Source organism: Streptomyces tauricus (assembly GCF_014650955.1).
Taxonomy (GTDB): domain Bacteria; phylum Actinomycetota; class Actinomycetes; order Streptomycetales; family Streptomycetaceae; genus Streptomyces; species Streptomyces tauricus.
In genome coordinates this window covers 28,220-49,617 of the sequence record NZ_BMVY01000044.1, presented here as the reverse complement: position 1 = coordinate 49,617, position 21,398 = coordinate 28,220, and the positions used below count along the sequence as shown (strand labels likewise).

General features: G+C 71.3%; 16 protein-coding genes. 9 read left to right on the top strand and 7 right to left on the bottom strand.

Annotation, left to right across the window (positions count from 1 at the left end):
* Positions 1-70 precede the first annotated feature (70 nt).
* Positions 71-472: a hypothetical protein gene (locus tag IE278_RS37390; protein ID WP_189779453.1), complete on the bottom strand. Its 402-nt coding sequence runs from the start codon at positions 470-472 to the stop codon at positions 71-73.
* Between the two features lie 551 nt (positions 473-1,023).
* Between IE278_RS37390 and IE278_RS37385 the strand changes: the two genes are divergently transcribed.
* From IE278_RS37385 to IE278_RS37375, 3 genes are all read left to right on the top strand, one after another.
* A complete protein-coding gene (locus IE278_RS37385; protein WP_189779451.1) occupies positions 1,024-3,273 on the top strand; it encodes a bifunctional glycosyltransferase/CDP-glycerol:glycerophosphate glycerophosphotransferase in 2,250 nt (749 codons plus the stop codon).
* Between the two features lie 68 nt (positions 3,274-3,341).
* Positions 3,342-5,576 carry a bifunctional glycosyltransferase/CDP-glycerol:glycerophosphate glycerophosphotransferase gene (locus IE278_RS37380; RefSeq protein WP_189779450.1) on the top strand — a complete coding sequence of 745 codons (2,235 nt, stop codon included), beginning with the start codon at positions 3,342-3,344 and terminating at the stop codon, positions 5,574-5,576.
* Positions 5,573-6,850 (top strand): hypothetical protein, encoded by a 1,278-nt coding sequence (locus IE278_RS37375; protein ID WP_189779448.1) that lies wholly within the window; start codon positions 5,573-5,575, stop codon positions 6,848-6,850. Before IE278_RS37380 ends, IE278_RS37375 begins: the two co-directional genes overlap by 4 nt.
* Before the next feature lie 127 nt (positions 6,851-6,977).
* Here IE278_RS37375 and IE278_RS37370 read toward each other — a convergent pair whose 3' ends face one another.
* Entirely contained in the window at positions 6,978-7,391 is a 414-nt protein-coding gene (locus IE278_RS37370) for an organic hydroperoxide resistance protein (protein WP_189779446.1), read from the bottom strand.
* A 141-nt stretch (positions 7,392-7,532) separates the two neighbouring features.
* Here IE278_RS37370 and IE278_RS37365 point away from each other — a divergent pair, with 141 nt between their 5' ends.
* Complete coding sequence (locus IE278_RS37365) at positions 7,533-8,024, top strand: MarR family winged helix-turn-helix transcriptional regulator (protein WP_189779444.1); 492 nt, start codon at positions 7,533-7,535, stop codon at positions 8,022-8,024.
* Here the strand turns inward: IE278_RS37365 and IE278_RS42620 are convergent.
* A complete protein-coding gene (locus IE278_RS42620) occupies positions 7,960-9,738 on the bottom strand; it encodes a glycosyltransferase family protein (RefSeq protein ID WP_308434962.1) in 1,779 nt (592 codons plus the stop codon). The genes IE278_RS37365 and IE278_RS42620 overlap by 65 nt on opposite strands.
* Positions 9,739-9,828: 90 nt before the next feature.
* On the opposite strand from IE278_RS42620, the gene IE278_RS37355 reads away from it, so the two are divergent.
* The 3 genes from IE278_RS37355 to galE all read left to right on the top strand — a co-directional run bounded on the left by IE278_RS37355 (position 9,829) and on the right by galE (position 13,912).
* Positions 9,829-11,100, top strand: coding sequence for a glycosyltransferase 87 family protein (locus tag IE278_RS37355; protein WP_189779442.1), 1,272 nt, complete (start codon positions 9,829-9,831; stop codon positions 11,098-11,100).
* A gap of 80 nt (positions 11,101-11,180) precedes the next feature.
* Positions 11,181-12,836, top strand: a complete 1,656-nt coding sequence (locus tag IE278_RS37350; protein WP_189779469.1) for a glycosyltransferase family 2 protein — start codon at positions 11,181-11,183, stop codon at positions 12,834-12,836.
* A 95-nt stretch (positions 12,837-12,931) separates the two neighbouring features.
* Entirely contained in the window at positions 12,932-13,912 is a 981-nt protein-coding gene (galE, locus tag IE278_RS37345) for a UDP-glucose 4-epimerase GalE (RefSeq protein WP_189779440.1), read from the top strand.
* 97 nt (positions 13,913-14,009) lie between these two features.
* Here galE and IE278_RS37340 read toward each other — a convergent pair whose 3' ends face one another.
* Both IE278_RS37340 and IE278_RS37335 read right to left on the bottom strand, forming a co-directional pair.
* Positions 14,010-14,231 carry a hypothetical protein gene (locus IE278_RS37340; RefSeq protein ID WP_055517933.1) on the bottom strand — a complete coding sequence of 74 codons (222 nt, stop codon included), beginning with the start codon at positions 14,229-14,231 and terminating at the stop codon, positions 14,010-14,012.
* 152 nt (positions 14,232-14,383) lie between these two features.
* Entirely contained in the window at positions 14,384-15,025 is a 642-nt protein-coding gene (locus IE278_RS37335) for a TetR/AcrR family transcriptional regulator (protein WP_189779438.1), read from the bottom strand.
* Positions 15,026-15,220: 195 nt separating this feature from the next.
* Here IE278_RS37335 and IE278_RS37330 point away from each other — a divergent pair, with 195 nt between their 5' ends.
* A complete protein-coding gene (locus IE278_RS37330; RefSeq protein WP_189779436.1) occupies positions 15,221-16,156 on the top strand; it encodes an ABC transporter permease in 936 nt (311 codons plus the stop codon).
* Between the two features lie 70 nt (positions 16,157-16,226).
* A complete protein-coding gene (locus IE278_RS37325; RefSeq protein WP_189779467.1) occupies positions 16,227-17,000 on the top strand; it encodes an ABC transporter ATP-binding protein in 774 nt (257 codons plus the stop codon).
* Between the two features lie 79 nt (positions 17,001-17,079).
* Here IE278_RS37325 and IE278_RS37320 read toward each other — a convergent pair whose 3' ends face one another.
* Both IE278_RS37320 and IE278_RS37315 read right to left on the bottom strand, forming a co-directional pair.
* Positions 17,080-18,231 (bottom strand): glycosyltransferase, encoded by a 1,152-nt coding sequence (locus tag IE278_RS37320; RefSeq protein ID WP_189779434.1) that lies wholly within the window; start codon positions 18,229-18,231, stop codon positions 17,080-17,082.
* The gene (locus IE278_RS37315) at positions 18,228-21,125 is read right to left on the bottom strand and encodes a bifunctional glycosyltransferase/CDP-glycerol:glycerophosphate glycerophosphotransferase (protein WP_189779432.1); all 2,898 of its coding nucleotides are present in this window, start codon (positions 21,123-21,125) and stop codon (positions 18,228-18,230) included. The genes IE278_RS37320 and IE278_RS37315 overlap by 4 nt, the downstream gene beginning before the upstream one ends.
* Positions 21,126-21,398: the final 273 nt, after the last annotated feature.

Sequence of the window (21,398 nt, the reverse complement as noted above, 5' to 3'; positions counted from 1 at the left end):
CCACCCGGAAGCCCCCCGGAAGCCGGTCGGGATCAGGGTGCGAACCGGTCGTGCACCGGCCGGAACGGACTCAGCAGTGGTTCGTGGACGTCTGGTACCAGCCGCCCCACGTGTTGGTCGCGTAGTCGTCGTAGTTGCAGTAGTAGTTCCCGGACTCCGTCACGACCTTGACGGACTTGCCCGCGGAGCTCTCGAAGGCCGCGACGACATTGGCGGCTCTGCCGTCACCGGGCATCTCCTTCCAGCTGCCCGCACCCGACCAGGTGTGCCAGATGGTGCCGGAGGGGGCCACCCCGAAACACTCGTCCGGTCCGTAGACCCAGTCGACGAAGTACGCGCCGCCCGAGTTGAAGTTCCCGGTGTAGCCGAAGCACGTGGCCGACCCCGTCTGCCCCGTCTGCCCCGCGGAAGCGGGCGAGGCGGAAACCGCCATGACGCCGATCGCCGACAGGGACACCGCGGCAGTAGCCATCGCCGTACGGAAACGAGAATTCACTGCATCTCCTTTGCTCGGGCCTCGATTACTGGCTCGCTCGGAATCACACGCTAAGGAGACACCGATGCCTCATACAAGATCGGTTTCAGTACCGCGGTCCGGGCGGTCCGAATAAACGCACACACGCGGGGCGATCAACGGAATTCACTCCCCGGCCACCCGCCCGCCGCACCCTCGACGCGCAATACGGACCAATGGCGCGGAACCCGTATCACCGCATGTGAAGCGCCCACTCAAGTCGCAGCGCACCGCACCTCGAAAAGCACACAAAAAGGATGTCCAATCCGACCGAAAAGGCGTACTGGATAAAATCCGCGTGTTCTGCAGCATTCCACTGGGAGGGCCGAGGGGAACGAACGGAATTCCACACCCTCATTCACGGGACTCCCGCGGAGCGCATCCGACGAGGGGCAGGAAGTCATCGAACCGTTCTCCCGCGCATCCCCCGAATGCAGCATCCGGCGTAACCGCGTCACCCCTTTGGCCGTTTCCCGGCAGTACACCCGAGCCGACCCATGGATGTCTCCTTGCCCCGCTTCAGCATCATCGTCACCGTCCACGACGTCGCGGGGCGGCTCCCCACGACCCTCGACCCGGTGCTCGCCCAGTCCTTCGCCGACTTCGAGCTGATCGCGGCCTGCGCGGCCCCGGACTCGCCCGCGGGCGCGCTCGTCGCCGAGTACGCCGAGCGGGACCCCAGAGTCGTACGGGTCACCGGTGCCCGCGAGGCCGGACTGCGGGCGGCCACCGGGACGTACGTGCTGTTCCTGGACGCGGGTGACGTGCTGACGCCGGGAGCGCTGGCCGGGATCGACGCGCGGCTGCGGGCGTTTGGCGGGGCCGGGTCCGGGAGCGAGGACGAGGTCGAAATCGACATCCTGCGCCTGGGCCATGAGCGTGTGCCGTGGTGGGAGGGCGAGCCGGTCCCGGAACTGTTCGAGGACAGGGACCCCACCGACGTACGGCTCCCCGTGTGGGCCACCGTCTACCGCCGTGCCTTCCTCCGCGATCACGGGCTCGCCTTCCCCGAGGGCCGGTGCGCGGACCTCGGCTGGGCCGGTCTGGTGGCGCTGGCCGACGGGGAGACCGCCGTACTGGACACGGTGTGCGTACGGCGTCCCGAGCGCAGGCAGATCGGCGGCGGGCCGACGGCGGGCACGCGGACCGGCCTCCCCGGCACCGGACTCCGCCCCCAGGCCGACGCCGGACCCCTCGGCGCCGGACCCCTCGGCGCCGGGTCCCTCGGCGCCGGACTCCTCGACCAGGTCGAGCTGGTGCTGGACCGGGCCGCGGGCCAAGAGCTCCCCGAGGACCGGGCGCGCGCCCTCTTCACGCAGCTCTTCGCCGAGGTCCTCGACCTGGCGGCCACCGCCCCCCGCGACAGGGCCTTCTTCCGTCGCGCGGGCAGGCTCTACCGCCGCTTCCGCCCGGCGGGCCACCGCGCCACCACCGTGCGGGCCCGGCTGCTCCGGCGGGGCGCGTACACGGCGTTCCGGGCGCTGCCGGCGCTCGGTCGGCAGGCGGCGCGGGCGAGGGCGTACGCGGGCCGCTCGGCGCTGCGCAGGCGCCGTGCCCTCCTCTACGCGTGGTACCTGCGCAGGCCGCTGGACGAGAACCTCGCCGTGTTCGCCGCCTACTGGGGACGCGGTTACGCCTGCAACCCGGCGGCGATCCACCGCAAGGCACGTGAACTCGCCCCGCACATCCGGTCGGTGTTCCTGGTGAAGGAGAAGGAACTGCCGCACATGCCCGGGGACGTGGAGAGCGTGGTGATCGGCAGCAGGCGGTACTGGGAGGTGATGGCGCGGGCGAAGTACACCTTCAACAACGTCAACTTCGAGCACTCCGTGGTCAAGCGCCCCGGCTCCGTGCACGTCCAGACGCACCACGGGACCCCGCTGAAGCGGATGGGCGTCGACCAGATCGAGTACCGGGCCGTCGCGGCGGCCACCGGGAGCTTCGGCAAGCTGATGCGGCGCGTGGACCGCTGGGACTTCTCCCTGTCCTCCAACGCCCACTCCACGGAGGTCTGGTCGGGCGCCTACCCGAGCGCCTTCACACACCTGGAGTACGGCTATCCGCGCAACGACCGCTTCTACACGGCCGCGCCCGGCGAGGTCGCCGCGATCCGCGAGCGGCTCGGTATCCCCGAGGACAAGGTGGCACTGCTGTACGCGCCGACCTACCGGGACTATCCGCGTGACGTGTCGGCGCAGTTCGACCTGGCGCGGTTCTGCGCGGAGCTGGGGGACGAGTTCGTGGTGCTGCTGCGGGCGCACTACTTCCTCGACGGCGACGCCGGACTGCGGCGGGCGGTGGCGGACGGCCGGCTGATCGACGTGACGTCCCTGCGCGACACAGAGGACGTCTGTCTGGCCTCGGACGCGCTGATCACGGACTACTCGTCGATCATGTTCGACTACGCCAACCTCGACCGCCCGATCGTCACGTACGCCGACGACTGGGGCGTCTACCGCGACACCCGGGGCGTCTACTTCGACCTGCTCGCCGAACCGCCGGGCCATGTCGCCCGTACGCAGGACGAGTTGATCCGCGTCCTCACGTCGGGCGAGTGGGCGGACGGGCGGTCCGCCGCACTGCGGTCCGCCTTCCGTGCGCGGTTCTGCGAGTTCGACGACGGACAGGCCGCCGAACGGGTCGTACGGCGGGTGCTGCTCGGCCAGCCCGAGGAGGAGCTGCCGGCGCCGATCCCCCTGCGGGAGCGCCTGCCCGCCCCGGCCGCCGCCGTGGCACGCCCCCGCACCCCGGCGCACTGATGCCCTCACGTGCTCCCGCGAGCTCACGTGCTCCCGCGACCCAGCAAGTTCCCGGACCTGGAAGTGCCATGCCCCGCTTCAGCATCGTCGTGCCCGTCCACAACGTGCAGGGTTACCTGCGCACCTGTCTGGAGTCGGTCCTCGACCAGTCGTACGGCGACTTCGAGGTGATCGTCGTCGACGACCGCTCCCCGGACGGGAGTCCGGCGATCATCGACGAGTTCGCGGCCCGCGACGAGCGGGTGGTGGCGGTGCATCTGCCGGTCAACGGCGGTATCGGCCCGGCCCGCAACCACGGCGCGCGGCTGGCGCGGGGCGAGTACCTGCTCTTCCTGGACAGCGACGACAGCTACACACCGGGCACGCTGCGGGCGATCGCCGAGCGCATCGACGCCACCGACCGCCCCGACATCGTGCTGTTCGACTACGCGCGCACCCACTGGTACGGCGCGGTGAAGCGCAACCGGGACGCGGAGGTGTTCGGCGCGCCCGGCCCGGAGGTCTTCACCGTCGCCGAACGCCCCGAACTGCTCGACCTGTTCACGGTCGTGTGGAACAAGGCGTACCGCCTCGACTTCTTCCGCGAGGGCGGCTTCACCTTCCCCACCGGCTTCTACGAGGACGCGGTGATCGTCTATCAGACGCTGTGGACGGCCCGCACGATCACCCTCGTCGACCGGATCTGCGTGGCCTACCGCCAGCGCCGCCAGGGCAACGCGATGCGCACGCCGAGCCGGGAGCACTTCGAGGTGTTCGCCCAGTACGAGCGGCTGTTCCGGTTCATCGGGGAGCGGCCGGAGCTGGAGCGGTGGCGCGGCTTCCTCTACGACCACATGGCGGACCACTACCTGTTCATCCTGCGCCAGGCCGACCGGGTACCGCCGTCGTCGCGTCCCGAGTTCCACCGGCGGGCGGCCCGGGACCTGCGCGCGTACCGGCCGGCCGGGCACCGGCCCGGCGCGCACATCCCGCGGACGTCGTTCACGCTGCTGGCCCGGGCCCCGTACACCCTCTACGCCCTGCATCGCATCGCCGCCGTGAAGCGTGCCGGGCTGCGCAGGCGGCGGCTGGTGTGGCGGCGCCGGCTGCGCAGGGTGCTGCTCGCGCTGCACCGGCGGCTGGTCCTGCGGCGCGCGCTCGACCCGAACCTCGCGGTGTACTCGGCCTTCTCGCACCGGGGTGTCCTCGGCGACCCGGCCGCGATCCACCACAAGGCCCGCGAACTCGCCCCGCACATCCGGTCGGTGTGGGTGGTCGGCAAGGACCATGTGGCCACGCTGCCGGCGGGCGTCGAGCACGTCCTGCCGGGCAGCCGGGCCTACCGCCGGGTCACGGCCCGCGCCACCTACCTGATCAACAACGTCAACTGGGCGAACGACCTCGTCAAGCGCAAGGGCGCCGTCCACATCCACACCCACCAGGGCACCCCGGTGAAGTCGATGGGCGCGGACCTGCTCAAGTACCCCGGCGCGAGGCGCGGCTTCAGCGTCCCGAAGATGCTGCTGCGGGCCGACCGCTGGGACTACAGCCTGGTCGCGAACCCGCACTCCGAGCTGGTCTGGGACCGCGCCTACCCCTGCGGCTTCACGTCCCTGCGCTCGGGCAGCCCGCGCAACGACTGCCTGATCCACCCGGAGGAGGGCCGCCGGGAGTCCGTACGGCAGCGCCTGGGCGTCGGGGACGACAGCACCCTGATCCTGTACGCGCCGACCAACCGGGACCACCGGCAGGGCGGTTACGCGCCCACCTGCGACCTGGAACGCCTGGTCGCGGGGCTGCCCGGCGACCACGTCCTCGCGGTCCGCCTGCATCCCTCCCTCACCCAGCACCACGAACGCGGCCTCGGCCTGCGGGACCTGGCCGCGCGCGGCCTCCTCCTGGACGTCACCGACGAACCGCGGGTCGAGGACCTGCTGCTCGCCTCCGACGCGCTGATCACCGACTACTCGTCCCTGATGTTCGACTACGCGCTCCTGGACCGGCCGATCGTCCTGCACACCTACGACCTGGACACGTATCTCGCCGCGCGGGGCACGTACTTCGACGTCACCGAGCGCCCACCGGGCCATGTCACCCGCGACGAGGACGAGCTGGCCCGCCTCTTCGCGTCGGGCGCCTGGCGGGACGAGGAGTCGACGCGGCTGCGGACCGCCTTCCGGTCCCGGTTCCGCGGGTACGACGACGGCCGGGCCGCGGAACGCGTCGTACGGACGCTGATGCTCGGCGAGGACCTGGCGGTACCCATGGTTCCCGCGCCCGCGTCCGCGTCCGGTGCCCCGAGCGACGCCCTGACCCGCTCATGAGTGCTCGCCCCGCCGCGTGGGTGCTGTTCCTCGCCGCCCTGTTCGGCTGCCTCCAGCTCGCCAACGTCACCGGCCGGGACACCCCCGACAGCCGCAACTACCTGTCGTACGCGCTCAGTCTGGGCGGCGCCGACAAGACGGAGGCGGCGGGGCGCAGCATCGCGTACGTGTGCGCGAGCCGGGGCGAGACGGCCTCCCGCAACCACAGCGTGGACGTCCGCCGCTTCCGTGCCCCCGACCCGGGGCCGGGGGTGCGGGCGGAGTGCGACCGCTACTACGACGGGAGCGTCGGCAAGCGGCTCGACGCGGGGCAGACGTCCGGCTGGACGGCACCGTTCATGAGCGAGCGGTTCATGCGGATCTTCGAGGTGCGGCCCGGTTATCCGCTGCTGCTCCTGCCGTTCGTGACGGTGTTCGGCGTGACGTGGGGGCTGTGGGCGGCGGGGGTGTGCGTCGCGGCGGCCGGGGGCGTGCTGGTGTTCCTGATCCTGCGGACGCTGGACGTACCGGTGGGCGCCGCGCTGACGGGGCAGGCGCTGTACTACGTGCTGCCGACGGGCGCGACCGCGATGCGGCCCATGACCGAGGGCACCATGATGGCCCTCACCCTGGCCGCGCTGTGGGGGTGCGCGCTGGTGCTGCGCGGGCGGCGGGCCGCTCCCCCGGTCGCACTGTCGCTGGCCCTGCTCTTCACCGTGAAGCACTCGCAGGCGCTGTTCCTCGCGGTGTGTCTCGCCGGGGCGTGCTGCGTGATCGGCGTCCACCGGAGGAGGTCGGGGCGGCCGGTCGGGGACGCCGTGAAGACGCTGCTGAAGGTGGCGGTGGGGGCGGCGGCGGGAACGGTCCTGCTCGCCAGGCTGCTCCACTACCCCTCGGAGTCGGACAGCCTCCAGGACCTGCTCACCGACCACTTCCTGCGGCCCGACCGCGAGCGGCCCTGGCGGGAGTTCCTCCGCCTGTCGGTCAACTTCTGGACGGAGTGGCTGCGCCGGCAACTCGTCGAACCGCTGTTCCTGGCGCTGGTCGGGGTGGGGGCGTGGGGGGCGCTCCGGGCGCGGCCCGCGTTCGGGGTGGTGCTGCTCGGTGCCGCGGGGACCGGGGTGCTGAGTATCGCGGCGCACCCCGACATCGCCATCGGGCGGCTGATGGTGATGGTGTGGCTGGTGCCGGTGCTGGGGGTGCCGTTGCTGTTCGCGGAGGAGGGGTTCCGCCCCCGCCGCCCCTTCCCGCCCCGACCCCGGGGTCTCCGCCCCCGAACCCCCGCATCGCGCTGAGCGCGCTCGTCCTCAAGCGCCGGACGGGCTGGTTCTCAGCCCGTCCGGCGTTTGAGGACAACGGGGGCGAGGGGGCGCAGCCCCCATGCAGTGACGGGAAGGGTAGGGGCGGCGGGGGCGAGAAAACCTACTCGACGACGAGCTCGACCGGCACGTTCCCCCGCGTCGCGTTCGAGTACGGGCACACCTGGTGAGCCTGCTCGACAAGCTTCCGCCCGGTCTCCGCGTCCACGGACTCAGGCAGCTCCACCCGAAGGGTGACCTTCAGGGCAAACCCTTCCCCCTGCTTGCCGATCCCCACCTCAGCGGTCACAGCGGCATCACTGACGTCGACCTTCGCCGCCCGCCCCACCAACGCGAGCGCACTCGCGAAACAGGCCGAGTACCCGGCGGCGAACAGCTGCTCCGGGTTCGTGCCCTGCCCGTTGCCACCCATCTCCGTCGGAATCCCGAGCTGCAGATCGAGCTGCCCGTCGGAGCTGTAGGCGCGGCCGTCACGGCCGTGGGTGGCGGTGGCTACGGCGGTGTAGATCGCGTCCATGGAAACCATCCCTCTCAAAGGTCCAACTCAAAGGTCCACATCGTGTCGGCGGCCTTCGTGGTCCCGGCCGCTGACGGATACAAGTAGAGCACACAATTAAATTGCGCACAACTAAATGACGCGCCGAGGTATCCTGGAGACATGACCACGACGCCCGTACGCGACGACGACTTCCTCCGCCTGGACCAGCAGATCTGCTTCTCCCTGAACGCGGCCTCGCGCGCCTTCAACGGTCTGTACCGCGTCGTCCTGAAGGAACTGGGCCTCACCTACCCCCAGTACCTGGTCATGCTGGTCCTGTGGGAGCACGGCGACCTGCCCGTGAAGAAGGTCGGCGAGCACCTGCGACTCGACTCCGGGACGCTGTCGCCCCTGCTGAAGCGACTGGAGACGGCCGGTCTCGTACGCCGTGAGCGCAGCGCCCTGGACGAGCGGTCCGTGGTGGTCGGGCTCACCGGCGAGGGCACGGCCCTGCGCGAGCGGGCGCTGCGCGTACCGCGCCGGATCGCCGCCGCGACGGGCTTCGAACTGGCCGAGATCGACGACCTGCGGACCCGGCTCGACCGGCTCACGGGCGCGCTGGACGCGGCGGCACTGGAGGAGCCCCCCGGCCCCGGCCCCGGCAGCGAGTGACCGGGCGGCACGTTCGCCTACCCCCAACCGACCGCACCCCCGCCGCTCCCGCTCCGGCTTCGGCTTCGGCTTCCGCCGACGTCTTGCGCACATAGAGCCGTATGACCGACCCCTTGCGCACGAACTCCGCCCGGGGCACGAACTGCTCCCGCACGAGGGCGAGTTTGACCTGTTCGGCGGGGGCCGGCGGATACCAGCCGGGCCGCAGCGCGTACGGCTCGGCGACCACCCAGACGCGGTCGAGCCCGGCGAGCCGGCGCCGCAGTTCGCCGGGACCGGTCTCGCGTCCGTAGAGGGTTCCGGAGACGGGCCCGGGCTCGCGCAGCGCGATGTCCGCCGCGCCACGGAAGCCCTTCGGGTACGCCACCGCCGCGCGCCTGGCCAGCGCCGGGAGGAAGAGCACGGGGTCGCCGTGGTCCATCCGCCGGGCCGCCGCGGCCGAGACGGCGGCGAGGTTGTCGGGCCGCCGCTCGGGATCCCGGTCCGCGCGCAGGACGGGAAGCTGCGCGACGAAGACGAGAGCGACGCCGACCACTCCGAGACACGGGACGGCGTACGCGTCGACGTGCCGCGTCCGGCGGCCCCACAGGCGGGCCGCCGCCCCCGCCAGCCGGTCCGCGCCCGCCGCCGCCAGCAGGGGCGCCCCCGCGAGCGCGTACAGCACATAGCGGTCGTCGAAGAGCGGCCAGTGGCGCGAGACCGCGAGGAGGGTCGCGGGCGGCACGAGCAGCAGCGGGAGGGCGACCGCGGGGAGGGAGAGCTCGCCCCGGCGCGCGAGCGGGGCGCACAGGGCGAGAACGATCAGCAGCAGATACGGGCCGAGGACCGGCAGGGTCGGACCCGCGAACCCCCGCAGCAGCCCTTCGACCGCGCCACCGCCGGGAGGTTCGAGCCACGCCACCTGACCCGCCTGGCCACTGGAGACCAGACCGAGCGGAACGACCACGAGCATCACGCCCCCGGCGGCCCGCCCCCACCCCCACCACACCCGCCGGGGCACCCGCGCAAGCACCAACGCGCAGCCATGCGCGAGCAACACGAACACGGCCATCTCATGCAACAACACGGTGCAACCGACAACACCCCCATAAACCCCCCACCCGGTCGCTTCGAGGGGCGCGGGGAACTGGGTACTCACCCCCACCGGGGCGCCCTCAGGGGCGCGGGGGACTGCGCACCCAGCCCTCATCGACCCGCACCCGACACTCACCCCCCGACCGGGAGACCACCCCCCAACGGCCCGCACGAACAGAAGCGTGCCCCCCGCACCCCCCGCGGCGACCAGCGCGTAAGACCGCCCCTCCTGCGCGAAGTGCCCCACCATCGGCGTCACCGCGTACAGCAGCCCCGCCCACAGCCCGACGCGCGGACGCGCGAGCCGTACCCCGAGGGCCGCGACGAGACTCGCCGTCACGGCGGCCGCGCAGAGTGAGGGCAGGCGCAGCGCGACCTCGCCGGAGTGGACGGCGAGGACGGGGTGCATGAGGAGGTAGTAGAGCCCGTGCACCGCGTCCACGGAGTGCAGCAGATGCCAGATCTGCGGCAGCGAACGCCGTGCCACCTGGAAGGTGACCGCCTCGTCGCGCCACATCCCGCCCCGGTCGATCCCCCACAGACCGACCGCGAACATGACGACCCCGGGCACGCCCACAGCGACGGCACCGGCACCGGCACCGGTGAAGGCGAAGGCGCCCCTCGAACACTTGACGGTCATGTGCCGAATCTTGTGCTACTAGCTGACCTTTGTCGGTGATTGACTCGTCATCAGACGGTATAAGCCACCTTGCGGCTTACGATCCCCCGGATGATTCTCCGGAAGAAGCTCCTGATGCTCGCCGCGACCTGGTCGGCCACCCGCGCCCTGATGCTCTGGCTGCTCTTCCAGGACGGCCGCACCCCCCTCGGCGTCGGCGGCGTCGCACGCGAGGTGCACGAGCTGTACGCCCGCTGGTACGGCGTCCTCACCACCGGCACGTTCCCCTCGGGCGACCGCCTGTGGCAGTACCCACCGGGCGCGGGCCCCGTCCTGCTGTCCCCCGGACTGCTGCCGGGGCTGACGTACTTCCAGGCGTTCGTGACCCTCACGCTGGCCACCGACCTCCTGGTCACCGTCGTCCTCACGCGCGCGGGCACCCGTCCGGGCCGCACCCGTCCCGGCCGCAGCCTGCGCGGCGCCGCGCTCTGGACGGCCGCCCTGCCCCTCCTCCTGCACATCCCCCTCGCCCGCTACGACGTGCAGGTCACCGCCTTCGCCGTCATCTCCCTGTTGACGTTGTCGCGCTCCACGCGTGCGTGCGGCGCGTTCGCCGCACTGGGCGCCCTGGTGAAGGTCTGGCCCGCGCTGACGCTGATCGGCACGCCCCGGGGCCGTACGACGAGGGAGGCGTGGACCTCGGCGGCGGTCACCGCGGGCGTGCTGCTGCTGACGCTCGCCGCCCTCTTCCGCGACCCGTTCGGCTTCCTGCACCAGCAGAGCGGCCGGGGCGTGCAGATCGAGTCGCTCGGCGGCACGGCCCTGTCCTTCGCGCACCACGCGGGCTGGCCGGGGCGCGTGGGCTACCGGTACGGCGCGATGGAGTTCACCGGCCCGTACGTCACCTCGATCGCCGCGGTGTCGCTGGCGCTCACCGTCACGGCCTTCGGCGCCCTGCTGCTGTGGCGGCTGCGCGCGCGGCACTGGACGCCGGCGACCCCGTACGACGCCGCGCTGAGCGCCGTCCTCCTGTTCACGGTGACGAGCCGGGTCATCAGTCCCCAGTACCTGGTGTGGCTGATCGGGCTGGCCGCCGTGTGTCTGACCTCGCGGCACACCACGCAGCGCCCGGTCGCGACGCTGGTCGTGACGGCCGCCGCGGTCAGCGCCCTGGCGTACCCCGTCCTGTACGACGACGTCGTGGCCTGCACCTGGACGGGCACCCTGCTGATGTTCGTCCGCAACGGCCTCCTGGTGACGGCCGCCGGGCTCTCCTTCCACCGCCTGTGGACGGCGGCGCGCCCGCCGGCCGGGCCCCGGCCCACCGGGACACTCCCCGCACCCGATCGACACCGCCCCCACGAGACAGCGGACGCCCCTTAAGGGAAAATTGCCCGCATTAACTACTATTGCGTCTCGTGGAAGCCGTACGAGCCATGCACCCCATGCACGCCATGCACCCCATGCCGTCCATTCAGGCCGGAGCACCTCACGCCTCCCTCGCGCACCGGGCGCAGGTGTGCGTCGTCGTCATCGGGTACGAGGACGCCGCCCATGTGGGGGACGCGGTGCGCTCGGCCCTGGCGCAGGGGCCCGCGGTCCGCGAGGTGATCGCCGTGGACGACTGCTCGACGGACGGCAGTGCCCCCCTCCTGGACCGCCTCGCGCGGGACGAGCCGCGGCTGAGGGTCGTCCACCGCGAGGTCAACAGCGGCGGCTGCGGCAGCCCCCGCAACGACGGGATCGACGCCGCCACGGCTCCGTACGTGATGTTCCTCGACAGCGACGACGTACTGCCGCCCGGCGCGGTGGACGCCCTGCTGACCGCGGCCACCGGGCGCGGCACCGAGGTAGCCGCCGGCCTGTGCGTGCGCCGCGAACTGCCCTCCGGCCGCGAGGTCCGCTGGCAGCCCGAGCTGTACGCGGGAGCCGCCCTCGTGACCCGCCCGTCGCGGCGCGTCCGGCTGGTCCACGACACGCTGTGCGTCAACAAGCTGTACCGCACCGACTTCCTGCGCGAGCACGGCATCCGCTTCCCCGAGGGGCGCTTCCCCTACGAGGACTTCGTCTTCACCGCGCGCGTGCTGGCCGCCCGTCCGCGGATCGCGCTGATCCCGGACACGGTGTACGTCTGGCACGTGCGCCGCAGCGCCGAACGCCTGTCGATCTCGCTGGACAGGTCGGGCGTCGACAACTGGCGGGCCAGGATCACCGCCCACGCCCTGGCGTACGACATCCTCCTCGCGGCCGGTGAGAAGCGGCTGGCCCGGGCGTCCCGCGCGCGGTTCCTCGACCACGCGCTGCGGATGTACGTGCGCGAGCTGGATCTGCGCGGGCCCGGGTACCGGCGTGAGTGGTGGGCCCTCACGCGCGCGTACCTCGCGACGTTCGACGCGGGCGACTTCGCGCTGGCCCCGGCGCCCGGCCGGGTGATCGCCCAGGTGGTGCTGGCCTCCGAGAAGCCGCGCGACCTGACCCGTGTCAAGGAGGTCGCGGCGCGTCCGGCCCGGCTGCGGCCGCCGTACGCGCGGGCCCCGGACGGTACGCCCGTCTGGTCGGCCGACCTGCCCCACGTCACCCTGGAACACCTCCTGCACCGGCCCGTACGCCTCCTCCCTGTGGCCGTCGACGCGGAACTGCGGCCACGCGCGCGTGGCACCCGGCTGCGGCTGCGCCTGCACGAGCTGTACGGACGGATGGCGGACGCGGCGCCGGCGACCGTGGACGCCGAGTTCGTGCACCGGCGGGACGGGCGCACGGGCCTCACGCTCACCGCGACGTTCCGACCGGACGACCCCGACCCCGACCTCACCCGCAACGGTTCCGGCGTCGACTCCTGGACGGCCGAGGCGCCGGCCGACCTCGCGGCGCTCGGCTCCGGCACCTGGGACCTGCGGCTGTGCCTGCGCTTCCACGACGGCACGACCCGCGAGACCACCGCGCACGCGAGCACCGGCCCCGGTCTGCTGCGCCGGACGGTCGTACCGAGCGCCCGGCGCGGGGTGCTGCTCGTCCAGCCGTACGCGACCCACGCGGGCTCGCTCGCCGTGCGGATCGCGCCGGGTCTGCGGGGTACGGCGGCCGTGCTGGGCCGCAGACTGAAGCGTTTGCTTCACTGATCCGTATCCGCACCATGAGAGACGCTCCATGAGTGACGCAGCATGAGAGACGCAGCATGAGTGACGCACGAGGACACACGAGGGGACGGCCGTAGATGAGCTGGCTGATCACCGGCGGCGCCGGTTACATCGGGGCGCACGTCGTCCGCGCGATGACCGAGGCGGGCGAACGGACCGTGGTGTACGACGACTTGTCCACCGGGATCTCCGAACGCGTCCCGGACGGGGTCCCGCTGGTCGTCGGCTCGACCCTGGACGGGGAGCGGGTCGCGCGGGCGCTGAAGGACCACGCGATCACCGGTGTCGTGCACCTGGCGGCGAAGAAGCAGGTGGGCGAGTCGGTGGAGCTGCCGCTGCACTACTACCGCGAGAACGTCGAGGGGCTGCGCGTGCTGCTGCAGGCGGTCACGGCCGCCGCGGTGCCGTCCTTCGTGTTCTCGTCCTCGGCGGCGGTCTACGGTATTCCCGACGTCGACCTCGTGACGGAGGAGACGCCCTGCGCGCCGATCAACCCGTACGGGGAGACCAAGCTCGCCGGGGAGTGGCTGGTGCGTGCCACGGGCCGCGCGCACGGTCTGTCGACGGCCTGTCTGCGCTACTTCAACGTGGCGGGGGCGGCGACACCGGAACTGGCCGACGTGGGCGTCTTCAACATCGTCCCGATGGTCTTCGAGAAGCTGACGGCGGGCGAGCCGCCGAGGATCTTCGGCGACGACTACGCGACCCCGGACGGCACCTGCGTACGCGACTACATCCACGTCGTCGATCTGGCGGAGGCCCATGTGGCGGCGGCCGCACGGCTCGCCGCGGCTCCCGGCACCGATCTGACCCTCGACATCGGCCGCGGCGAGGGGGTCTCGGTCCGCCGGATGATCGACCGCATCAACGAGATCACCGGCCACACGCTCGCACCCACGGCGGCCCCTCGCCGGGCCGGCGACCCGGCGCGGGTCGTCGCCTCCGCCGACCGCATCGCCGCGGAGCTCGGCTGGAAGGCGAAGTACGGCCTCGACGACATGATCACGTCGGCCTGGGAGGGCTGGCTACGACTCCACCCGCAGGCACGCCAGGGCTAGGAACCGCACCGCACCGCAACGCACAGCGGCTCCAAACGCACTCGCCGCGGGCCGGAAGTGGTCCTGGGCCGCGGCGAGGGTGCTCTGACGGGACCCGTCAGAGCTTGTCCATACGGGTGTAGGGGCTGACGATACGGGCCTGGCGGGAGCCGAAGTCGACGAGCATCGCGATGCCCTCCTCGACGCCGACAATCCTGCCCAGGCCGAACTGGTCGTGCGTCACACGGTCACCGAGGGCGAAGTGCTTGGCGACCGGGACAACCGGAGCTTTGAAGGGACTGGTGGACAGGTGGCGCCGGGGCGCGGATGGCTTCGTCATCGTGTTTCCAGTATGCGCCCCCGGAGGGCCTGAGAGTGAGGCGTGGAAGACAACGATCCGGCCGCTACGGGGGTCGGGCGCCCCGCGAGAGGTGCCCGGAGCAGGGCGGCAGTCCCCGCCGAACCGCAGGTGGAGCGGCCCTCTCCGGTCCTCTACAACGCCTTGAGGGCCGCCGCCGTGGCACGGGTCAGACTCTCCAGATATCCCTTCGGCGGCTTTGGGCCGCGGATCACCACCGCACGCCAGTACAGCGGTCCTGACATCAGGTCGAGAGCCAGTTCGCCGTCGACGTCCGCCCGGATCTCACCGCGCGCCCGGGCGGCGTCGACGATGCCGTTCGCGACGCCCGCCTGCCCCTCGCGCAGGGCTTTCTGCAGTGCCTCCGCGATCTCCGGGTTGCGGGCCGCCTCGGCCTGGAGGTCGGGGATGACCTGCGAGGCGACAGGGTGACGCAGCGCGCGTGAGGTGACCTCGTACAGCAGGCGCAGATCGCCCTCCAGGGTGCCCGTGTCGGGCGCGGGCAGCCCCTGCACGGCGATCGCGGAGACCAGGTCGAGCACGAGGTGCAGCTTGGAGCGCCACCGGCGGTAGACGGCGGTCTTGCCGACGCCCGCGCGGCGCGCGATCCCCTCGATGGACATGCGCGCGTATCCGACGGCCGCGAGTTCCCCGAAGACGGCTGCCCTGATCGCCTCCGTGACGTCCTCCCGGAGCACCGCCGCCCCGGCGGGGGCCCTGCGGCGCGGCTGCGGCGGTGGCGTCGGTGACTGCGGCTGTGACATGCGGACCAGCATAGTGGCGTGACGACGAAACGGTTGCGTTCCGACGTCGGATCGGCCTACGCTCACGTGACGACGATACGGTCCCGTCCCGACGTAAAGCCGTCCCCAATCGCAGCTCAACCGCAGGTAAAAGACCCTTCCCGGCACGTCCTTCCTCGCACGTCCCTTCCTCCCTCTCCGCCCCTCCCCCGAGTGAAAGCAGCGGATGTGAGTCAGGTCCTCGACACACCGTCCCCGGCGCCGGCCGTCCCCTACGACGAGCACGCCGATCACGACGACCCCGCGGCACTCGCCGCGCGCTACGGCCTCACCGTCAGCGGCGCACGGCCCACGCTGCCCGCGTACGTGCGCCAGTTGTGGGCGCGCCGGCACTTCATCACCGCGTTCGCCACGGCCAAGCTCACCGCCCAGTACAGCCAGGCGAAGCTCGGCCAGGTCTGGCAGGTGGCCACACCCCTGCTCAACGCGGCGGTCTACTACTTCATCTTCGGCGTCCTGATGGGCACGAGCCGGGGCGTGCCGGACTATGTTCCGTTCCTGGTCACGGGCGTGTTCGTGTGGACGTTCACGCAGAGTTCGATCATGGCGGGCACCCGGGCGATCTCCGGCAGCCTCGGCCTCGTGCGCGCCCTGCACTTCCCTCGCGCGGCGCTCCCGGTGTCGTACGCGCTGCAGCAGCTTCAGCAGTTGCTGTTCTCGATGGCCGCGCTGGTCGTGATCCTGCTCTGCTTCGGTGTGCCCGTCGGCGTGTCCTGGCTGCTGGCCGTGCCGACGCTGGCACTTCAGTTCGTCTTCAACGCGGGCGTGGCGATGATCGTGGCCCGGCTCGGCGCCCGGACCCCGGACATCGCCCAGCTGATGCCGTTCCTGCTGCGGACCTGGATGTACGTCTCCGGTGTCATGTGGAGCATCGACCGGGTGCTCAGCGGCCACCCGGACATGCCCCGGGTGGTGCTGCTCGCCCTGCAGTGCAACCCGGCCGCCGTCTACATCGACCTCATGCGGTTCGCGCTGATCGACTCGTTCCGCGCGGGCCAGCTGCCCCACCACGTGTGGGCACTCGCGGTCGGCTGGGCCCTGCTCGCCGGCGTCGGCGGGTTCATCTACTTCTGGAAGGCTGAGGAGACCTACGGCCGTGGCTGAACAGAGCACAGTTGCCGAACAGAGCGCAGTTGCCGATCAGAGCGCAGTCACCGACGGGGCCGCCCGCCGGATCCCCACCGTCGTCGCCGACCGCGTCGACATCGTCTACCGCGTCAACGGCACGGGGGTGGGGCGGGGCAGCGCCACCGCCGCGCTCAACCGCATCCTGCGCGGGAGGAAGGCCGAGCAGGCGGCGGGCGTGCGCAAGGTCCACGCCGTGCGGTCCGTGTCCTTCACCGCGTACCGGGGTGAGGCGATCGGCCTGATCGGTACGAACGGATCGGGCAAGTCCACGCTCCTCAAGGCCGTCGCCGGCCTGCTGCCCGTGGAGCACGGCCGGATCTACACGGACGGCCAGCCGTCGCTGCTCGGCGTCAACGCCGCGTTGATGAACGACCTCACCGGTGAGCGCAACGTCTACCTCGGCGGGCTCGCGATGGGCATGTCCCGCGAGCAGGTGCGCGAGCGGTACCAGGAGATCGTCGACTTCTCCGGGATCAACGAGAAGGGCGACTTCATCACCCTGCCGATGCGGACGTACTCCTCCGGGATGGCGGCGCGGCTGCGGTTCTCCATCGCCGCCGCGAAGGACCACGACGTGCTGATGATCGACGAGGCCCTCGCGACGGGGGATCGCTCCTTCCAGAAGCGGTCCGAAGCGCGGATCCGGGAGCTGCGGAAGAGCGCGGGCACGGTTTTCCTCGTGAGCCACAACAACAAGTCGATCCGGGACACGTGCGACCGGGTGCTGTGGCTCGAACGGGGGGAACTGCGGCTGGACGGCCCCACGGAGGAAGTACTGAAGGAGTACGAGAAGTTCACGGGGGGTGGGGGGAAGGGGTAGGTCGGTGGGTTCGTCGGCTGGGGGCCGGTGGGGGCCGGCCTCAGCCGGCGAACCGACCGAGGCCTCACCGTTCGAGGCCTCACCGTTCGAGGAACCCGAACAACCCCTCCCACCGGTTCACGATCTCGGTCGTCGTATACCGCTGGATGTTGGCGCGGGCCCGCTCCCCCATACCGTCCCGCAGCTCCTTGTCGGACATCAGAGTGTCCAGGCGCCGAGCGAGTTCACCCGTGTTGCCGAGAGCCGCGAGAAGCCCGTCCTCGCCGTCGCGGACGATCTCGCGCACACCCGGCGCGCAGTCGAACGCCGCACACGGCACCCCCATCGCCATGGCCTCCATCAGCGCGAGCGGAAACCCCTCGCCCCGCGACGACAGGGCGAAGACGGAGCCACCCCGCAGCGCGCCCGGCACATCGCTCGTACGGCCCATCCAGTCCACGGAGCCATCCAGCCCGAGAGCCGTGCACTGCTTCTTGAGGATCTCCTCGTCCTCGCCGGAGCCGTAGATCCGCAGCCGCCAGTCGGGGTGGCGCGGTGCGACCTCCGCCCAGGTGTCGAGGAGCATGTCGATGCCCTTCTGGTCGTGCAGCCGCCCGATGCTGACGACCGCCTTCTCCGTCCGCGCCGACGGCACCTCCGGCATGAACGGCAGCGGATTCGGCAGGTACGAGGCGTTGTTCATGCCCTGCCCGATCCACAGGTCGGCGTCCTCGCGGGTCAGCGCCAGCATGCGGTCGACGTCCCGGTAGTACCGGCGCACCCGGTGGAAGCGCGAGGACGCCTTCGAGTACGCGTACGACTCGTGGCTCATGCCGATCACGGTCAGGCCGTGTGTGTCGGCCTGGGCGACCCACTCCATGGCCCACACCTGTGTGACGATCACGACCGCGCCGGGCCGCGCCGACCGGAAGAGGGCGGTGAGCTTCGTGGCCTCCTCGCGCATGCTCGCCTCGCGTGCCCGGCCGGGTCGCGGCGGCTGTCCGGCGTACAGGGTCGTCGTCGGGTAGGGGATCTCGCCGAGTTCCTGGGGCACCTCGGGCGGGGTGATGCCGACGACGTGGACGCGGTGGCCGCGCCCGGTGAAGAGGCGGGCCATCTGATGCGACCAGGTGGTCACCCCGCCCAGTTCGTCGACGCTGTTGGAGACGAAGAAGACGTCCCGCCGAGGCTCCGCGGCCACGGGACCGTCGGCCCCAGGGCTGTCGGCCAACGGGCTGTCGTGGGCGGTCATGCGCGCCTCCACTGGGAGAAGAACTGGTCGACGATGCTCCGCGCGGCGGTCCCCGTGTCGTACTCGCCGAACTCCGCGACGAAGCCCTCCCGGGCCTCCCGGTACTTGACCACCTGCTCGTCGAGGGAGGCGAGGGCCACGTACAGCTCCTCCTCGGTGCGCACGACCGGGCCCGGCGCCCGTTCGCGGAGGTCGAAGTAGGTGCCGCGGCCCTCGTGGACGTACTCCTCGTAGTCGTAGGCGAAGAAGAACATCGGCCGGCCGAGGAGCGCGTAGTCGAACATCACGGACGAGTAGTCGGTGATCAGGCCGTCGGCGAGCGCGAGCAGCGGCGTCACGTCGTGGTGGGCCGACACGTCGACGACGCGTCCGCGCACGGACGGCGGGAGCACGACGTGGTTGAGGTAGTGCGAGCGCACCAGCAGGACGTACCGGTCGCCGAACTCCTCGGCGAACCGCTCCACGTCGAAGGGCAGCTCGAACCGCCGCTGCTTGCCGCCGTGCTGCCGGAACGTGGGCGCGTACAGCAGGACGGCCCTGTCGTCGGGGATGCCCAGCCCGGCGGCGAGCGGCCCGCGTTCGCGCCGGCCGGTCTCCTCCTCCCGCCTCCTGGCCGCCACGAGCGCGTCGTTGCGGGGGTAGCCCACGCGCAGCAGCGTGCGCTCCTTCAGCCGGAACGCGCGGGCGAGGGTGCGTACGTCGTGCTCGGAGCGGATCAGGAACCGGTCGAAGCGGTCGAGGACGCGCTGCTGCTCCTGCTGCGCGCCCCGGGTCCTGAGCTTCCACTCCGCTTCGTCGAAGCCCATCCGCTTGAGCGCCGACCCGTGCCAGGTCTGGAGGTACGTGGTCCGGGGCCGCTTGGTGAGCTTCAGCGGGTAGCTCTGGTTGTCGACCCAGAACTCGGCCCGCGCCAGCGCCGCCAGATAGGGCAGCGACCAGCGGCGTACGAGCGTGGCGTCGGCCGGGAAGCCCTCCGGGCGGCCCGCGTACGACCACACGGCGTCGAAGTCGAGATCCTGGCGCCGCATCTCCTCGTACAGCGCCTTGGGGCTGTCGCTGTACTGCCGGCCCAGATGGCTCTCGAAGACGACCAGGCCCCTCTTCACCGGGAGCCGGCTGAACACCTCGTGGTAGATACGGATCTTGGTGGGCCCGGAGGTGAACTTCCGCCGCACCCGCTTGGCCTTCCGGTACCCGGCCTTGGCGAGCCGGCCGGGTGCCCCCCGCACTCCTCGCCCGACGAGCGCGTCGACCTTCTCCCGGGTCGGGACGCGGAAGGCGAGATGCCCGCGCGCGGAGACCTCGGGCTCGATGTGGTCGGCGACCAGCCGGGTGAGCCGGGGCCGGACGGGCGACCGCCCGACGGCCAGCCCGGGTTCGGAGGCGGTGAGACGGGTGGTGGTGCGCACGCCGTCGACGTAAAGCCGCAGCCGTACGTCCCACACGGCGTCCACGACACCGAGGGGCCGCAGTCCGCGGGCGAGGTCGACCGACGCCTCCCAGGCGATGGCCTCGCCCTCGTGCCGCAGCGTGCGGACGGGGAAGCGGAAGGTCTGGAAGCGCACACCCTTGCGGCGGGCGCCGAACTCCAGCTCACCGGTCAGCCGCGCGCCGGGCGGGACGACTCCGAGCGGATTGGTGACGCGCCCGGCCAGCCGCACGGTACCGGCCCTCTCGTCGTCCTCGTACCCGGTCAGGACGTTGCGCAGGAACATCTTCTCGACGGGCTTGGTGTGGTAACCGAGCTCGGTGACATCGAGAACACGCCGGGCAAGGGCTCTCTCTTGATCATCTCCGTCGTCCAGGTGCTCGGCGCACCAGTAGACGCGGCCGTCGCGCTCGACGAGGGGGGAGGAGATCTTGTCGCGGTTGGTGAGGGTGTCGACGGCCGGCAGGAGGTTGTCCCAGTCGCTCCTCTGCAGCAGATAGGCGCAGATGGCGTGGATGGGCTCGACCTCGGCGAAGGCCGCCCGGTCGACGGACTCCAGATAGCCGCGCGCGATGGCGGCGAACTCCTCCCGGTAGGAGGCGTCCCGGAACGGCAGGTCGCGCAGATGCAGTACTAGGTCGTGCTTGAGGAACTTGACGTCCTTGAAGAACTTCAGCTCCGGCAGCCCCCGGTCGGCCAGCAGCCGGTCGACGCGCCGGTGGATCTCCATGCGGTGCGCGAAGTTGGCGATCTCGGCGCGGCGGTTGCTGATGGACTTGGCCGCGGCCTTGTCGACGACCCGCCAGTCGTAGACGCGGTTCGGGATGAGGGTGATCCTGCGGGCCGCGGCGTACGCCTGCGCGGAGAAGAGCAGGTCCTCGTAGTGGATCCCGACAGGAAACCGAAGCCCTTCCCTGGCCAGGAACTCCCGGCGATAGCACTTGTTCGTCGACAGAGTGTCGAAGACCAGCAGATCGGGCAGCTCGGAGACGGACTCCAGGGTGCGGGTGCGGGTGTACAGCCAGGGGTACCACTTGACCTCCTTGCCGCCCCGCGAGTCGACGTGGACGCGTACGCAGAGCCCGGAGACGAGGTCGGCGCCGGTCGTCTCGGCCGCCTCCAGCATGTTCCGGCAGGCGTTGCGTTCCAGCACGTCGTCGCTGTCGAGGAAGAGGACGTAGGTGCCGCGCGCCTCGGCGATACCGCGGTTGCGGGGTGCTCCGCACCCGCCGCTGTTCTCGTCCAGCCGGAAGGCGCGTACGCGTCCGGGGTGGCGGGTGGCCAGGCCCTGGGCGACCTCGTACGAGCGGTCCGTGCTGTGGTCGTCCACGATCACGACCTCGACGCTGCGGTGGGTCTGCTCCAGCACGGAGCGGACGGCGGTGGTCAGCCGGGCTTCGTCGTTGTAGACGATCACAACGACGGACACGTCAGGCACCTGCCACAGACCCTGATCCTCGTTCATCCTATTTACCCTAAGTGCCCCTTAGGTATAGCTGTAGAACAACTAGGCCACTTGGGGGCCATACGGCCATACGACATTTCCCGTCCCGTACTCGAGGGCTCCGCCCCCGAACCCCCGGTCCTCAAACGCCGGACGGGCTGATCTTCAGCCCGTCCGGCGTTTGAGGACGAGCGCGAAGCGCGATCAGCGGGGGCGAGGGGGCGCAGCCCCCATGCGTGTGGATGGGAATGGGTAGGGGCGGCGGGGGCGAAAAAAGGGAAGGGCACCCCCAAC

Excerpts from the sequence above, each read along its gene's own strand:
- IE278_RS37390 (WP_189779453.1), bottom strand. The coding sequence starts at position 472 with ATGGCTACTGCCGCGGTGTCCCTGTCGGCGATCGGCGTCATGGCGGTT.
- IE278_RS37380 (WP_189779450.1), top strand. The coding sequence starts at position 3,342 with ATGCCCCGCTTCAGCATCGTCGTGCCCGTCCACAACGTGCAGGGTTAC.
- IE278_RS37375 (WP_189779448.1), top strand. The coding sequence starts at position 5,573 with ATGAGTGCTCGCCCCGCCGCGTGGGTGCTGTTCCTCGCCGCCCTGTTC.
- IE278_RS37370 (WP_189779446.1), bottom strand. The coding sequence starts at position 7,391 with ATGGACGCGATCTACACCGCCGTAGCCACCGCCACCCACGGCCGTGAC.
- IE278_RS37365 (WP_189779444.1), top strand. The coding sequence starts at position 7,533 with ATGACCACGACGCCCGTACGCGACGACGACTTCCTCCGCCTGGACCAG.
- IE278_RS42620 (WP_308434962.1), bottom strand. The coding sequence starts at position 9,738 with ATGACCGTCAAGTGTTCGAGGGGCGCCTTCGCCTTCACCGGTGCCGGT.
- IE278_RS37355 (WP_189779442.1), top strand. The coding sequence starts at position 9,829 with ATGATTCTCCGGAAGAAGCTCCTGATGCTCGCCGCGACCTGGTCGGCC.
- IE278_RS37350 (WP_189779469.1), top strand. The coding sequence starts at position 11,181 with ATGCCGTCCATTCAGGCCGGAGCACCTCACGCCTCCCTCGCGCACCGG.
- galE (WP_189779440.1), top strand. The coding sequence starts at position 12,932 with ATGAGCTGGCTGATCACCGGCGGCGCCGGTTACATCGGGGCGCACGTC.
- IE278_RS37340 (WP_055517933.1), bottom strand. The coding sequence starts at position 14,231 with ATGACGAAGCCATCCGCGCCCCGGCGCCACCTGTCCACCAGTCCCTTC.
- IE278_RS37335 (WP_189779438.1), bottom strand. The coding sequence starts at position 15,025 with ATGCTGGTCCGCATGTCACAGCCGCAGTCACCGACGCCACCGCCGCAG.
- IE278_RS37320 (WP_189779434.1), bottom strand. The coding sequence starts at position 18,231 with ATGACCGCCCACGACAGCCCGTTGGCCGACAGCCCTGGGGCCGACGGT.
- IE278_RS37315 (WP_189779432.1), bottom strand. The coding sequence starts at position 21,125 with ATGAACGAGGATCAGGGTCTGTGGCAGGTGCCTGACGTGTCCGTCGTT.